At 63.7% G+C, this 13,795-nt stretch carries 8 protein-coding genes, 1 tRNA gene and 3 pseudogenes; 8 read left to right on the top strand and 4 right to left on the bottom strand.

What is annotated here, in order from left to right:
- The first annotated feature begins 16 nt into the window (after nt 1-16).
- The 5 genes and pseudogenes from ACIQMR_RS31780 to ACIQMR_RS31760 all read left to right on the top strand — a co-directional run.
- A complete protein-coding gene (locus tag ACIQMR_RS31780; protein WP_401394603.1) occupies nt 17-1,021 on the top strand; it encodes a hypothetical protein in 1,005 nt (334 codons plus the stop codon).
- A gap of 323 nt (nt 1,022-1,344) precedes the next feature.
- Nucleotides 1,345-2,382, top strand: a complete 1,038-nt coding sequence (locus ACIQMR_RS31775; RefSeq protein ID WP_401394600.1) for a universal stress protein — start codon at nt 1,345-1,347, stop codon at nt 2,380-2,382.
- Nucleotides 2,383-2,801: 419 nt separating this feature from the next.
- The gene (locus ACIQMR_RS31770) at nt 2,802-4,388 is read left to right on the top strand and encodes a hypothetical protein (protein WP_401394597.1); all 1,587 of its coding nucleotides are present in this window, start codon (nt 2,802-2,804) and stop codon (nt 4,386-4,388) included.
- Nucleotides 4,389-4,777: 389 nt separating this feature from the next.
- A complete protein-coding gene (locus ACIQMR_RS31765; protein ID WP_401394595.1) occupies nt 4,778-5,632 on the top strand; it encodes a lanthionine synthetase LanC family protein in 855 nt (284 codons plus the stop codon).
- 170 nt (nt 5,633-5,802) lie between these two features.
- Nucleotides 5,803-5,895, top strand: a pseudogene (locus ACIQMR_RS31760) (IS5/IS1182 family transposase); the annotation flags it as partial.
- Here ACIQMR_RS31760 and ACIQMR_RS31755 read toward each other — a convergent pair.
- Nucleotides 5,871-6,215: pseudogene (locus ACIQMR_RS31755) on the bottom strand (transposase); the annotation flags it as partial. The pseudogenes ACIQMR_RS31760 and ACIQMR_RS31755 overlap by 25 nt on opposite strands.
- A 246-nt stretch (nt 6,216-6,461) precedes the next feature.
- Here ACIQMR_RS31755 and ACIQMR_RS31750 point away from each other — a divergent pair.
- On the top strand, nt 6,462-7,517 hold the full coding sequence (locus ACIQMR_RS31750; RefSeq protein ID WP_401394592.1) for a hypothetical protein: 1,056 nt from the start codon (nt 6,462-6,464) through the stop codon (nt 7,515-7,517).
- Between the two features lie 495 nt (nt 7,518-8,012).
- Nucleotides 8,013-8,815 (top strand): annotated as a pseudogene (locus ACIQMR_RS31745) (amidohydrolase family protein).
- Between the two features lie 244 nt (nt 8,816-9,059).
- On the opposite strand, the gene ACIQMR_RS31740 reads toward ACIQMR_RS31745, so the two are convergent.
- Nucleotides 9,060-9,731, bottom strand: coding sequence for a hypothetical protein (locus ACIQMR_RS31740; RefSeq protein WP_401394589.1), 672 nt, complete (start codon nt 9,729-9,731; stop codon nt 9,060-9,062).
- 771 nt (nt 9,732-10,502) lie between these two features.
- Nucleotides 10,503-11,942: a YncE family protein gene (locus tag ACIQMR_RS31735; protein WP_401394586.1), complete on the bottom strand. Its 1,440-nt coding sequence runs from the start codon at nt 11,940-11,942 to the stop codon at nt 10,503-10,505.
- Between the two features lie 909 nt (nt 11,943-12,851).
- Here ACIQMR_RS31735 and ACIQMR_RS31730 point away from each other — a divergent pair.
- Nucleotides 12,852-13,235 (top strand): hypothetical protein, encoded by a 384-nt coding sequence (locus ACIQMR_RS31730; RefSeq protein WP_401394583.1) that lies wholly within the window; start codon nt 12,852-12,854, stop codon nt 13,233-13,235.
- Between the two features lie 451 nt (nt 13,236-13,686).
- Here the strand turns inward: ACIQMR_RS31730 and ACIQMR_RS31725 are convergent.
- Nucleotides 13,687-13,772: transfer RNA gene (locus tag ACIQMR_RS31725), tRNA-Leu, on the bottom strand.
- Between the last annotated feature and the right edge of the window lie 23 nt (nt 13,773-13,795).

Raw genomic sequence — 13,795 nt, 5'->3', positions numbered from 1 at the left:
GGAGTGAGGCAGAGACATGGAAACCTCGGAACTGGATCAGGAACTGGCACGGGCACTTGCCCGGAAGCGGACCCTCGACGCCGTCCATGCGTACGTGGAAAGGGTTCGGCAGGAGGGGAATTTCTGGGGACACCTGATGCCGATTCAATCCGGCGGGACATCCTGGCTCATCGCCAGCAAACTCAAGGGCGCCCCAGTCACAGGGATACGCAACTATCTGCACGGCGGTGTGCAGACGGCCGGCGACCGCCTGCGCTACTACAAGTCCACTATCGCGCCAGTTGCCGTCGACTTCGGTTCTGGAAAGACGCTCACAGTCACCGATACAGGCACAGTGATGCGATACCTGAACTGCTGGCCGGACAAGCACGTCTTCGGAACCCACATCCAACTCGTGGAACGCCTGGAAACGGCAGCCCAAGGAAACAGCTGCTTCGTTCTCTACGGCGAACTCGAGAAACACGAGCGCGGGACGACGGGCCTCCCGACCGACGTGGACGAGTTCGACCTCCCGCTCCAGGTCTCCCTGTCCGTCAGCCGCTTCAGCGATGACCACAGATCCGCCTACGCGGATCTGGGCGGCGGTCTTGCCGACATGCTCCTAGCGGGCGCCAAGCAGGCCACACTCTCCTTCGGCTGGATCCCGGGCAGCGGCTACGAGACCGTGGACGGGGCACTCATCGCCTGGGAGCGAGTGCTCAACACCGAGGCCTATCAGGTGGTCAAGAGCACCGTGCTGGACGCCTTGGAAGGCCAGCGGATCCGTACAGGGAGCCGCCTTCTCTGGGACCGGAGCCTGGCCGAGCGGTTCATCCCCCTGGAGATCACGATTGGCTCGAGCAGCCCTGGACGTGGAAACAACTGGCAGAGGGAGGTCCCATGCACCACGGCGGTCACCCTGAACCGTCCGAACGGCCAACGAAAGGCCAGGTGCCCGGTACTCCCCGCAGCCACGCTCCTCACCGTCGTACAGGAGCTGAGCGCGGCCATGTTCGAAGACATGGCTCACGGCCGTGCATGAAGTGAGCCGCGAAGCATGCGGCGAGTTCGAGTGGCCGCCTCATGCACCGCGACACGCAGGTGCCCCGCCCGGGCTGCCTCGGGACAACGCCCCCGCCTGCGGAGGAGGCGCGATTCACCCCGAAACGGCCCATCAGACGGTGCCGAGCTCAACACGCGCACCAGCAGGGCCCGTGATCACGTACTGCACGGGACCCGAAACACCAGCGTTGGAGGGGTAGGGCCTGCAGCGCACTCCGGGCAAAGAGGCGGGGCGACTGGAGACCTGACCGTGCGGACAACCCGGGGTGTCCGCATGGCCGGTGTGGAGGGCTGAGAAGCTCCATGACCGGCCCCAGGCAAATCGAGGCGGACTGTAGTGGTCCCGATCCGGCTCGACCAGGTCCGAAGCACACGGAGGGGAGACGTTCTCCCACGTGGGTGTGCGGCGAGAGCACCAGCGGACCTGGAGACGTGGGGACAACGGGCGGACTGGCGCGCGGAGTACCGGTCGGACGGATACCTCCCGGCGAAACCCACCCCGGGCCCACACGCCTCTCGTGTCCGATTCGCCGGCCCATCGTGTGGGCGGGGCACGGGGCAAGGCTGCGGCGCCATCGCTTTCCCGTGGCTCACTGCGGGGCAATTGTCGATACGGGACGAGCGTCATACTGCTGCGCCGGCTCGCCGGCCAGCCGGGCGGGAGTATCCCAGGTGACGCTTGGGAATTTCGTGCGTGAGATCGCCCAGATGCGCCTGAGGGCGGCCGGACCGGTTGATGAAACCTCATCCGCCGTGCCATCGACCGGCGGATACCCGAAGGCCAGGGCGGTCCGCACGATGAGCGGAGCCACGGGCCAGCGGCAGAGGGGTGGACCGCACCTCCGACTCCGCGAACACCATCTCCGGAAGGGTTCCATGAGCACTGACTTTCGCGGTTTCCGCCGTATTGTTGTCGGCATCGATGGCGCGCCGAGCAGCCTTGCCGCGTTGCGATTCGCGCTGGAGGAGGCATCGCGCGGCGAAGCGGACGTTCTCGCTGTGCTCGCCTGGCAGAGCACAGTGCACGTCCCTGAGGCACTCGCCGCGGAGCGGGAGAAGGCGAAGGAACGTCTGGATGCGATCCTTGCCGAGGCCGCTCCGGGTCCTGCGGTAAGGCTCGACAGCACGACGCCTCTGGGGCCCGCCGGGCCCGTGCTCGTTCGGACCGCCGACCGAGAAGACGACCTGCTGGTGATCGGCACTCCCACGTCACGCCGCCGGATCTTTCCCCGTCGCTCCGTGAGCCGATTCTGCCTCTCGCACGCCGCTTGCCCCGTACTCGCCGTGCCCCCTCGCGCGGCCACGCTCCCTGGCAACGGGACACAACCGGTCAGGCCTTGAGCCGGAGCCTCTGATCCGAGCGTGACCAGAGGTTCTCGCCGCGCCACAGCCACACCGGCCGCATCCGCCGTGTCGGCTTCCTCCATGGCAACCCGCTTGGCCGAGGCCGACAGGCCACGTTTGTTGCGTTGGCGTCGATCTCAGCAATGAATGACTGTGCCGACCATCGCAGTCACGCTCGTTGGCGCGGATCGGGCGACGGCGGCGCCCTCCGGCATGGCCGGGGGTGGACTGTCATCAGTCTCTATGGCCCCTCGTATTCGGGAGTTGCGTTCCCCGTCCCGAAACGGCGCGTTGCTCACCGGACTCCTCATGCCCGTGAGGTGCGGGGTCATGCGTCAAAGGCCGCCTGATGATGCACGTGTCAAATAGGACGCGGCATAAAATTGAATCCAAATGTGATGGAAAAGGGTGACTTGATGGAAACTTCGGAAGCCAGGGCAAGCATGCACCTGTCGGATTTCAACTTAATTGAATCATCGATGGGCTGTCAATTGAACCACAACGGTTCGGCCTTGGTGGTGGACGTCGAGCCGCAGGGTCCCGCTCTTGAGGTTTTGGCTGGAAATGGTGCGGACGGCACGTTCTGCCTGCAGGTTTCCCGTTCGGGACGTGTGTATGACATATGGAGTGGAGGTGCTCCTGTGTCTTTTGGGTGCGAGCTTGTTGTCGCCTTCGTCGAAGGCTCGAATCCTCGCCTCGTCGAGGTGGCGAACGGAGGGATGCTCGAATTCAGGGATTGCGAGGAAGATTGCGTCTCGATGTATGGCGACTATGGAAACTCCGACGTGTATGTCGGTGGCGGTGACATATTTACGGATTCCGACAGTGATGCTGAAGGAGTCATGTGGCCGGCGGTGTTCTCTTGCGAACAATTTGGGCGTGGATTGCTCCACGACGGTCAGCAGGTCGTGGTACGTGTCGATGCCGGGTCGCCTGTAGTCGCGCCCGTGTGGGTGACTCCTTCGCGTGAACAGAACCTACGTTTCCATCATGGCGGAAATGAGTACGAAATTCTTGCCGACGGCGCCCCTCTGACCCTGGCCAGCCGGGCGCTCGTCACCTTTGAAGACGGTGGTGATCCGAGGCCGCGCCTCGTCCGAGTGAACGGAGTCGGCGAATCCATTCCCATCCACGTCAATCTCGTATCGGTATCGGTTGATTCGGGTGATGATAGCGGTCAAACGGAATCGGACGATGAGGGCGGCGATATGAAGTGCCCCATCTGTTTTGAAGGGCTGCCCGTTCTTTACAGTAGTGGAGGATTCAAAAACAAAGTCTACCTTTGTTCCGCCCCGCAGGGTGAATGCGACCAGTCGGCACCCATGGACGAAGAGTGCGCGAGCGCGACGAAGTTCCAGTGCATGGCATGCAGGCAGTACTACATGCAGCCGATCAAGGCTCCCAGCCTACGTCCCGAAGAGAGTCATCCCATTCCTTACGCTATGAACGGGGAGGCGAGCGGATTCAATAGAGAACTTGCCGTGCCACAGGAATCCATGACCTGCTACGCGGCGGCTACCGCGACGGCTTGCGCGTGGGCGACCCAGGGGCAAGTGACGCCGACGCTCCTTGAATGCATGGACCTCTATCTCTTCAGCAAGGGATGCGAGCACCGGTCGAACGAGGATTTGATCGAATATGCGAAGGCATATCAGAAGGCGGCCGTGAGTGGGGTCCCCAAGGCTGATGTTCATGAACAGATTCCGTTTGATTTGCTTCATGGCGTGAAAAGTCTCTTCGGTCGTCCGAAATTTCCGAAGGGAGTCTCTCGTGAATATGTCAAGAATCCTGATGTGCGTAGCGTCGTGCGTTGGGTCGACGAGGGTAAGATTCTGATGATTGGCGGGTCCGATCTCCACTGGCGAGTTATCTATGGATATCTTGGGGGCGAAACGGTTGAATTGCTGAAGTTCTATAATCCGGGGGATGGTGGCGGAAGATTCGAGATCGAAACCGTCGAGAAAATCCTCGACGGTGACCCCGACGTCTACGTCGTCGGGTGAGGCGTCTTCCCACCTGATTATCCGGCGGAGGCGATCCACCAACGAGTACCGCGGCCGGGAGACCTCACGAGCGAGGTCTCCCGGCCGCGGCCAAGGGAGAGTTGGCCGGCTCCGCACCTCGCGGCGCGGCCTGGGGCAGCCCGCCGGTTTCGCGACGGTCACATCCGCGCGGACGCGCCGTCCGCACCCGCTGCCGGTTTGTCAGACGTACCTGGGGTGAGGAGAGACGACGGGGCGGGGGAAGAGGCTGTCCACCGGCGGATCCACTGAACAGCACATGCCCGATAGGGCAGGTATCGGGCACGTTGGTTCGCAGGGTTTCAACGTCTCAAGGATCAGGAGCGGAAATGTCGGCCGTTACGGAGATCGCTCCCTCCGACCCGCGAGGCGTGCCCGAGATCGAAGCGGTGATCGAGCGCCACGGCTGGGGATCACTGATACGCGGCGGCCTCGTGGCTTTCCCAGGCCGTAACGAGAACTGGGACGGGATCACCTCGGGGGGCGTGGGAGTCTTCATCAAGAAGATCGACGGGCCCGATGCGCCAGCGCGGTTCGACCGGGCCCTGTCCTTCACACGGTTGGCACGCAGGGCAACCGATGTCCTCGGCATGGCCCACGGCATCACCGGCCCCCTCGCGGCGCTCTGCTCGGCGCTGAACCACCGCCGCGAAGTCGAAGGCCAGCGCAACGCCATCGAACACATCACGCGATGGCTGCTGGACTGGCTCCTTCACGACGACGCGGGCCCCTACTGGCCCGCCCCGGTCAGCCTGGCCCAGCAGACCGCCCGCCAACGCGATACGTCCGCCTACACACGCAACGCCTGGTGCTATGGCTCCCCCGGCGTCGCAGCCGCCGTCCACCACGTCGGCGTCGCCCTTCGCCTGCCGGACTGGTGCCGGACCGCCATCACCGTCCTCAACGCGGCCCTGGCCCGTGACCAAGACCAGTGGGAACTCGAAGGCCCCACCCCCTACGCCGACAGCCAAGCGGACTTCACCTTCCGCCGCCTCATCACCACCACACCGGCGGGAACACCGACAGAGGGCCCACCCCTCGCCCTCAACGCGCCCGGAATGCTCGAAGGAGCGGCCGGAATCGCGTGCGCGCTCCTCTCCACGACCCGAGCAAGAGACGACCACAGGGCAACCGCCCCTGGGACAGATCCCTCGACTTGGCATAGCGATCGCCTCACCCCATGCCAAAGCCGAGAGACCACCCGCAGCCCTTCACAGCCAACCTGAACCGGAAGAAATGGCGATGACCAGAAACATCATCGAACGCATCCGCTCCATCCTCTCGTGGTATACCCGCGAAGCCGCCGCTCACTGCAGGCGGGGAGAGGACACCCCCCAGTGGGTGCACCAACTGGCCAACGCCAGACTGACAAGAAGTCAATGAACGGGACCACGACGGAGCCGTCAACGACATCCGCGCAGCGCGCGATCACGGCATCGTTGATGCACTCCCTGATGTCGTCTGTCAAGCCGCGAGGGCTGTTGGCGGCGTGAGCTCGTGGCACCGTCCGTCGCGGAGGAGGGCCCAGAGGACGTTGACGTGGCGGCGGGCGAGGGCGAGGAGGGCTTGGGTATGGTGCTGGCCCTCGGCACATTTGCGGTCGTAGAAGCGGCGGGACTCCTCGGACCGTCGGATGCTGAACAATGCGGAGGTATAGAGGACACGCTGGAGCCGTCGGTTGTATCGCTGCGGGCGTCGCAGGTTGCCGCTGATCTTTCCGGAGTCGCGCGGGACCGGGGCGACGTCGCCGAAGCCGGCGAGGCGGTGACGGGTGGCGAAGACGGCCTTGTCGCCTCCGGTGGCGGCCAATCAGTGCGAGCCACAGACGGCAGAGCCTTTTGAACCACCCCCCGGGCACCCCTGGGGGTCAACCAAACGAAGGGCTCACCCGGTCCCACAGCACAACGTAGGGAGCCTTTCCACCCTGGCGTGTGGGCTTGGGGCGAGGGTGATGTCGGCGAGGTCGAGGCGGGACGGCGTTGCCATTTCCACTCGGTTGCCTGAAGCCGCAAGCCGGTCCGCCCACGGCCGCCGTGGCGGTCGTAGCGTATGGCTGTGCAGATCTCTCGACGCCGCCTCACCCGGAAAACCACGGCCCATCCAGTTAAGGCGTCTAGATCGTACAAGCATCTCGCGGGGCGGCTCCTTGGCCTGTTCGGGCTATTGGTGCTGATCGCTTTGGCGCACGATCCGCAGGAGACGATGGCGGATGCCAGAACATGCCGTATTGGCGCCTACGTCACGGATCTATATGATTTCGAAGTATCTCCTCGAACAGTTAACGCCGACTTCTGGCTTTGGGCTGTATGCCCGCACGATGAAATGGATGCCACGCGACGCCTGGATTTCGTCAATGCCACCCAGGTGAGTCAGAGTTCTGCTTCTCTCGAAAAAGTCGGCGACAAATACTGGTCGCAGGTCAAGATCTCGGGAACATTTCGACAGGAATTCGACCTGAGCGAGTACCCTTTCGACAAGCAAAACATCAGAATTCTGGTGGAAGACTCCGAACTCAGTGATTCGGAATTTTCGTACGTCGCAGATGCCGTCAACTCCGGCTACGATCCGGCCGCCATCCAACTCGGCGGATTCGAAATTACAAAATTCCAAGTCAAAGTGGACAGGCATACATACAAGACTTCATTCGGAGATCCTCGGATCACCCAAGGGAAGAGTAGTCGCTATAGTCAATTCGTGATCGAAATCGGCATCGCGCGAGTCGACGTCGCCGGATTCATCAGACAGGCGTGGCCTGTGTATGTCGCATTCCTCATCGCCCTCATTTCCTATTTCATCTGGTCGCCCGAGTTCATGAAGGTCGCGGCTCCGCGGTTCGGAATCCTCGGAGCCGCCTTGTTCGCTGTCGTGGTCAACCTTCGGACATCCGTCTCGGGCGCAGCCCCGTTCGGTGTGACATTGATCGATCAGATCCACCTGATCACCCTCCTCTACTTGTTGATCGGCGTTGCTGTCACGACCTACCTTGTGTGGACCGCCAACGACGAAGCGCGCGCCCGTACCGCTCGGCATGTCAATTACGTTGCTGTTACGGTGACGACAGCTCTCTATCTTGCCGGTAACGCCGTTACCCTGGCCCTCGCCTTTACGTGACGCGAATCGAATTCCGCAGCACAATCAGTTGGGATCCGATCCCTAGGCGACTGAAGGCTGAATTCGAGTCTGCCAGGGCAAGGGGAAGCAGGGTGGGTTGATCTCGAGAAGAGCTCGTTCCGTCTTTGTGCCTAGTGGACGAGTCCCTGGATCCGGACGACTGACACTGCTGTAGATCAATTGCTCTCGCCATCGATGTGGCAATCGAGCTGCAGGTCATCGCTGCGGTGGCTCAATGTGCAGCGAGAGATTCGGATTTGTAAAATATCATGGATGCTCTGCGCTCGTTTGCCGAGAACAAGCTCACCATAGAGGTCTGTAGCAACGCTGAAATCCTGGCACGCTAGCAGGGCTACTGACCATCATTCGGTAGCATCCGGCTCCATTACCGTTGTGGTGTCTGCACCCTCCGGCACAATGGTGCGAAGGGCGATCGGGCGTATGGGGGAGTAGCCTGAAGTCTCGCTGGCGTTGGATCGTCGCTCCGGGGGTGCGATGGCACCTCTCCGCTGGGAAGCGGTAGCCCCGGCCGGGGGCGGCCCTGTACCGCCGATCTTCGACGCGCACCTGCACATCATCGACGAGCGGTTTCCCCTCGTCCCGAATGCTGGCTACCTTCCCCTCCCGTTCACCGTGGAGGATTACTTCGCCTGGGCACGTGATCTAGGCGCCACAGCGGGCGCCGTGGTCTCCGGCTCCTTTCAGGCCTTCGACCAGTCGTACCTCATCGACGCGCTGAACCGACTTGGAGCGGGCTTCGTCGACGTCACGCAACTGCCCTCCACAGCCGCAGACCACGAAATCCGCACCCTTGACGATGCCGGCGTGAGAGCGGTCCGGTTCAATCTCTACCGAGGCGGCTCGGAAACCGTGGAACACCTGGAGAAGACAGCCCTCCGCGTGCACGATCTCGCGGGCTGGCACGTAGAGCTATACGTCGACCTGGCCGACGCGCCCAACTTGCGGGCACGCTCGAAAGGCTCCCCAGAGTCAGCATCGATCACCTTGGGATGTCAACGCGCGGCCTCCCACGCTTGCTGAGCCTGGTGGAGCACGGTGTCCGCGTCAAAGCGACTGGCTTCTCGCGGGGCGACCTCGACGTCCCGCGAGCCCTGCAGGCGATCTGCGACGTCGACCCTCACGCGCTCATGTTCGGCACGGATCTTCCCTCTACCCGAGCCGAACGACCCTTCACCCAGGCTGGCCTCGACCTTGTGAATGCATGCCTTCCAGCAAGCCAAGCACGCCGCGTCCTGTACACCAATGCGGTCCATTGGTACCGGCCGGCGGGCTTTTGATCTGCTCTCCCGGACCGCCGTCCCTCCGGGGCGGTGAGGGACCTGGGAGGTTCCGGGCTGAACCGGTTGGCCACCGTGCGCCCCGTAGCGAAGTCGTCTCGGCGGTACACGTGGTGCGGCTGTCAGCCGCACCACGTCTCCGTTCGCCTGGGACGCTACTTTGCTACGGCCTCATACCATCCGTCCGACTCTCGCGTGGACGCTCAAGCCGTAAGCCACGGTCGTACTCCCCGGAGCGGTTGCCTTATCGCTGAGGATTCTGACGCCGATTCTCCGCTATCCAAGCCAGCTCCTCGGGGGTGAGTGAGGCCTGCTGAGACAGGGCTGGTCCGGGCTCGCCGGTGTAAAGATCTGCCCGGCAGGTCGGGCACCTGGGGTCCGTTTCCAAGAGGTGCAGAACGCAGTCTTGGCAGATCTGCATGTCGATGTCATGCGCGATGACGTCTCCTGTGCCGTCCTTGTTCCCGAACGTCCAGACGCCGGGCCGGACGCAGCATGTGAAGCAGTCTTTCGGGGATTCTTCGGTGCTCAGCGCCCGGATATGGGCGTAACCCGACTGGGGTGCGTCTCTCTCGGCGAGTTCGGAGAGGTAAGCCGCCAAGTGATTCACTTGCACGCGGAGGGCATCGAAATGTGCCATCATGTCGCCCTGGCCGTCAAAGTGCAAGGCATATGTCCCACTCAGCATGTCGTCAAATTCTGCGGCGGTCCCGTTCTCGATGAATTCGCGAGCCGTCTGGATGTGTTCCGCGGTGATCTCGGACTGATCGCCATCGGCCAGAGCCTCAACGGAATCACAAATAGCCTGTGCGCCTTCAAGCAGGAATGTTACGTCAACTGCGTCCTGCTGGTCCATGTCTCTTGTGGCGTCGGCGATGGCGGCGAGCGCCGCTCTGGCCTCGGGTGAAATGAACATGTTTCGCGGATCTTTCGGCGTGATGGGAAGTTTGTCGCCAAGGGTAAGCGTGCCGCGTTCTGGCAGAACGGTGCGGAGAGGCAGTCAAAGCTGTCAAGGGGAAAGCTCCATGGGGCAATCGAAAAATGCCCCTGTGGGAAGATCGCTCAATGCGCCAGTGGTGGCAGGTAACCGAGCTGATGCTCCGGGCACGAGGGGCAACCGAGGGTGAGCGGATATAGGAGCGAAGCATGGTGTGAAGCCCGAGCGGTCCGTAGGCGAGAGACCTCTGGAAGGGCCGAACGCCTCCCGCTGTGCAAGGTCGGCTGGCTACGTCAAATTCGTGACCAATCGACCGTCCTCCCGGCTGGAAACCGATGCCGGGATCGACCTAGGCCCGGTCCACTGTCGCCGACCCGACAGCTGGAGCAGCGGCAGCTCCCGTTCGACGGCGGAAGTTCGACTCGCCCTCACCCACGGCATGGGGGAAGGCCCCGGCCGCACCAGCGCGGTGGCATAGGCGACTTTGAGGCCCCGGCGGCGCTGACGCCAGGGACCGCCCTGTCCTGCCGGAGAGCTCTACGCAGGGTCGTCCGCCACGTCACGTTCGGGCAGCGAGATGAGAACCGTTGCGAGGCACCCGCCCTGGAAGCAGTCGGCGAAGGCGAAGCCTCGCCGGCCGCCGAAACCGCGCAGAGACCGAGACCGTTTCCTCCGCAGCGCTCGGGCGGCGAAGGAAACGGATGACCTTGTGGGAAAGGGCCGCAGTGTCCTCGACAGACGGAGGTGAGGTCACCGGATGTGCGGCGGCCCGGCGGTTGCGCCGTCGCCAGCGGCTCCGACGCCGCCTTCACTGAACAGTGGGGACTTCGGGCGGCCTGGCTTGCCGTGGCTGTCCCTACCGCAGAGGGTGGCGGTGGACGGCTCGAAGGTGTCGTCGCCTAGGAAGTCGGCGGTGTAGCAGATGTGCTCGTTCCGCCTTTCGCGGATCGTGCAGGAGGCTTGGCCTTGCGCGTCGGTCGTCTCGGTGCACAGGGTGACCGGAGGGGTGCGGTCGATGGTGAAGGTGATGTCCTCGCCTTCCAAGGGCGTGCCTTCGGCGGTCAGCCGGGCGGTCAGCGTCAGGGTGTGGCCGGCCCGCGCGTCGTGCTTGCCGTGCCCCTTCTTTGTCTTCTTCGCCGTGAGCGTCAGCGTGGTCGGTGTCCGTACGGGCACCGGTGTGGTGACTCTCGCGACTGCCACCGCCCTGGGTCCTTGGCCGACGGGGACGGTGGCGGTGACGGTGTTGTTGGTGGTGTCGATGACCGAGACGTTGTCCGAACCGGTGTTGGCGACGTAGACGCTGCCGCCGTCGAGAGCGGCGGCAGCTGCGAAGGGCTCACTGCCGACGGGGACGGTGGCGATGACACTGTGGTTGAAGGTATTGATGACCGAGACGTTGTTCGAGAGGGCGTTGGTGACGTAGACGCGGGGGTCGGGAAGGGTCGGGGAGCCCGGGGTCACCGTTACACCTGTCGGGCGGGAGCCGACGCCGACCACGCCGATGACGGTGTTCGCGCCGGTAAGGATTACAGAGACGCTGTTCGACTGTTGGTTGGTGACGTAGACATGCTCGCCGTCCGGGGTCGCCGCGGCGCCCATGGGGTCACTGCCGACGGGGACGGTGGCGATGACGCTATTGTCGCTGGTACGGATGACCGAGACCGAGTCGGAGTCTGCATTGACGACGTAGACGACGGCACCCCCCGCGGTGGCCGCTACTGCCACCGCACTGGGTCCTTGGCCGACGGGGACGGTGGCAGTGACAGTGTTGTTGGTGGTGTCGATGACCGAGACGTTGTCCGAGTCAGCGTTGCTGACGTAGACGAACGGGCCGTTCGGGGTGGCCGCCACAGCGACGCCGATAGGGAGGACGCCGACGTCAATCGTGGCGACGACGGTGTTGTTGGCGGTGTCGATGACCGAGACCGTGTCCGCTTCGCTGTTGGTGACGTAAGCGAAGCGGCCGTCCGGGGTGACCGCGACGCCTCTCGGCGTGTCGCCGACGTCAATCGTGTCGACGACGGTGTTGTTGGCGGTGTCGATGACCGAGACGTTGTCCGAGTTGCCATTGGCGACGTAGGCGAAGGTACCCGGCCCGGGGGGCTGCGCAGTGGCCGGGGCGGCCAGCGCGACCGGGACGGCCAATCCGGCCAGCACAGTCAGGGCAGCGAGCCAGGCCCGCAGCGTCACCCACCACGGACATCCGCCTTTCCTGCGTGGCCCTCTGCTTCCCTGCGCTGTGCCCGGGCGGACCGCGATAGCCGACATGAAGACCTCCTGCAGCGCGTGTACGCGAGCGTCTGGAACGAATCCGGTAATTGATGGCACGTCACAGGCTGTCGTGATCGCGGATCACCAACGACTGCCGCGGTCGACGCTAAGGCTCTGCGATCGGCTCGGCATGGCCAGAGGACGGAGGCAGGGCCGTATGGTCCGCCCTTCCCCCTACCGGAGTCGTTCGCGCTGCGCTTTGCAGGGCCCGGTCCCCCTCCGGCGTTCACCAGACTGGTGCTTCACAGAGGCAGTGGCGTGGGGCGGCCGCGAGATCGAGATCCACCGTCCACACGCGGCAACGCCGCGCGGGGGTCCTGCTTTCCGGGACGCAGAGGTCTCACGCGCCGCGCGACAGGCGTATCGATCAGCGGCGGACGTTCGACATCCAAGGCCACCGCTTCACAGCGGTCTCAATCGAGCTTGGGGTGGTGTCGACCGCGGGGCGGCTGGTCGGGCCACGCTTGACGGTCGTGGGCCGCGATGCGGATCGCTGTTGCACGCCCCGATGCGGAGGGTGTGCCGTTCGCGACCTCGGACCGTGTGAGCCGCTCGCTCGAAATGATCCTGTGGGCTTTGCACGCTGCCGGGCAGCACATGGCGCGCTTTTCCGCTCGGCCTCGAAGGTCGGTCAAGGATTCGGACGTGACGGTAGCGCGTTCGTCATGCGCGAAAGCGCCACGCGTTTAGTACGCGCGGCGACTGGCTGGAAGGGAATCAGTCCGGGAGCGAACCGCTGCACCGTGAGGCCATACGTTCATCGTGCGATTTGTCATCCTAGGAGAAAGACTCGAGAATGCGCGCGAACAGCCCTCATGGAGTGAAAACATGGAAATGCAGTACCCTCGGATTCCCGGCGGCCCCGATGCAATGTGGGCGGGCAGCCTCCGCGAAATGATCATGAATGACTACTACTCGCTCCTGGGCTGCCCTGTTCCTCCGAACCCGCATAAACATTTTGCGAACCGTCTGCGTGAATTCTACTCCGACCTCGAAATCAACACGCATACTCCTTCTGACATTTCTGAGGAGTATCGAGCGGTCTACTGGGCTTTCGTCAATGAAGTATTCCCGGATGACGTGCAGCAAGTCCTTCTCAGCGAAAGCAGCTCCGAAGATCGATCCGCAGAGCAGACCGTCGTCCAGCTACTGAACTTCATCGGTCCCTGGCATCAGGAGCTCACAGGGCAATGGCCGCCTTCCGTGAACTGAGACGATCTCGTGGTGGCTCAGGGATGACCGAGTCGACATCGTAGTCGCCGAGGAACGACACCTGAGCCCACCACCCCGAACAGCCGAGCTTCGGCACGCTTCGCAACGCGTACCCCTCGACCGCTCGCGTCCAGGACTTCGATCGCGACGCATCCCACGGAAGCCCGCACACGAACGAGCAGCGGGCCCGCTGCTCGTTCTCGCGGTGGCCTTTGACGGTGCAGTCGCTTCCAAGAAGGTCCCGACGAGGAGAGGACCGCCCGCCCGGACCGGCGAGGTGTCCGACGGGCGTGGTTCGCGGGTGGTTACGCCGGCGAGCCGGAAAGGGCTGCTAGGCGCCGACTCGCTGAGGCGAGGCAACAGACCGTGCCCCGAGGGGATCGCTCCCAGTACTGCGCCGGTGCTCCATCGCGTCCGGTGCGAGCGGCCCCCTCGGTGGGGCCGGCCACGCTGGTGGGGGTGGAGGGAATCGAACCCTCACGTCCATCGGACACCGGGACTTGAATCCGGCGCGTCTGCCAGTTCCGCCACACCCCCACGGTTTCACTGTACCGCCGTGT

This window comes from Streptomyces sp. NPDC091376 (genome assembly GCF_044757085.1).
Taxonomy (GTDB): domain Bacteria; phylum Actinomycetota; class Actinomycetes; order Streptomycetales; family Streptomycetaceae; genus Streptomyces; species Streptomyces pratisoli.
This window is presented reverse-complemented; position numbering and strand designations above follow the sequence as displayed.

Coding starts and splice junctions, on each gene's coding strand:
- ACIQMR_RS31770 (WP_401394597.1), top strand. CDS start 2,802: ATGGAAACTTCGGAAGCCAGGGCAAGCATGCACCTGTCGGATTTCAAC.
- ACIQMR_RS31740 (WP_401394589.1), bottom strand. CDS start 9,731: ATGTTCATTTCACCCGAGGCCAGAGCGGCGCTCGCCGCCATCGCCGAC.
- ACIQMR_RS31775 (WP_401394600.1), top strand. CDS start 1,345: ATGACCGGCCCCAGGCAAATCGAGGCGGACTGTAGTGGTCCCGATCCG.
- ACIQMR_RS31730 (WP_401394583.1), top strand. CDS start 12,852: ATGGAAATGCAGTACCCTCGGATTCCCGGCGGCCCCGATGCAATGTGG.
- ACIQMR_RS31780 (WP_401394603.1), top strand. CDS start 17: ATGGAAACCTCGGAACTGGATCAGGAACTGGCACGGGCACTTGCCCGG.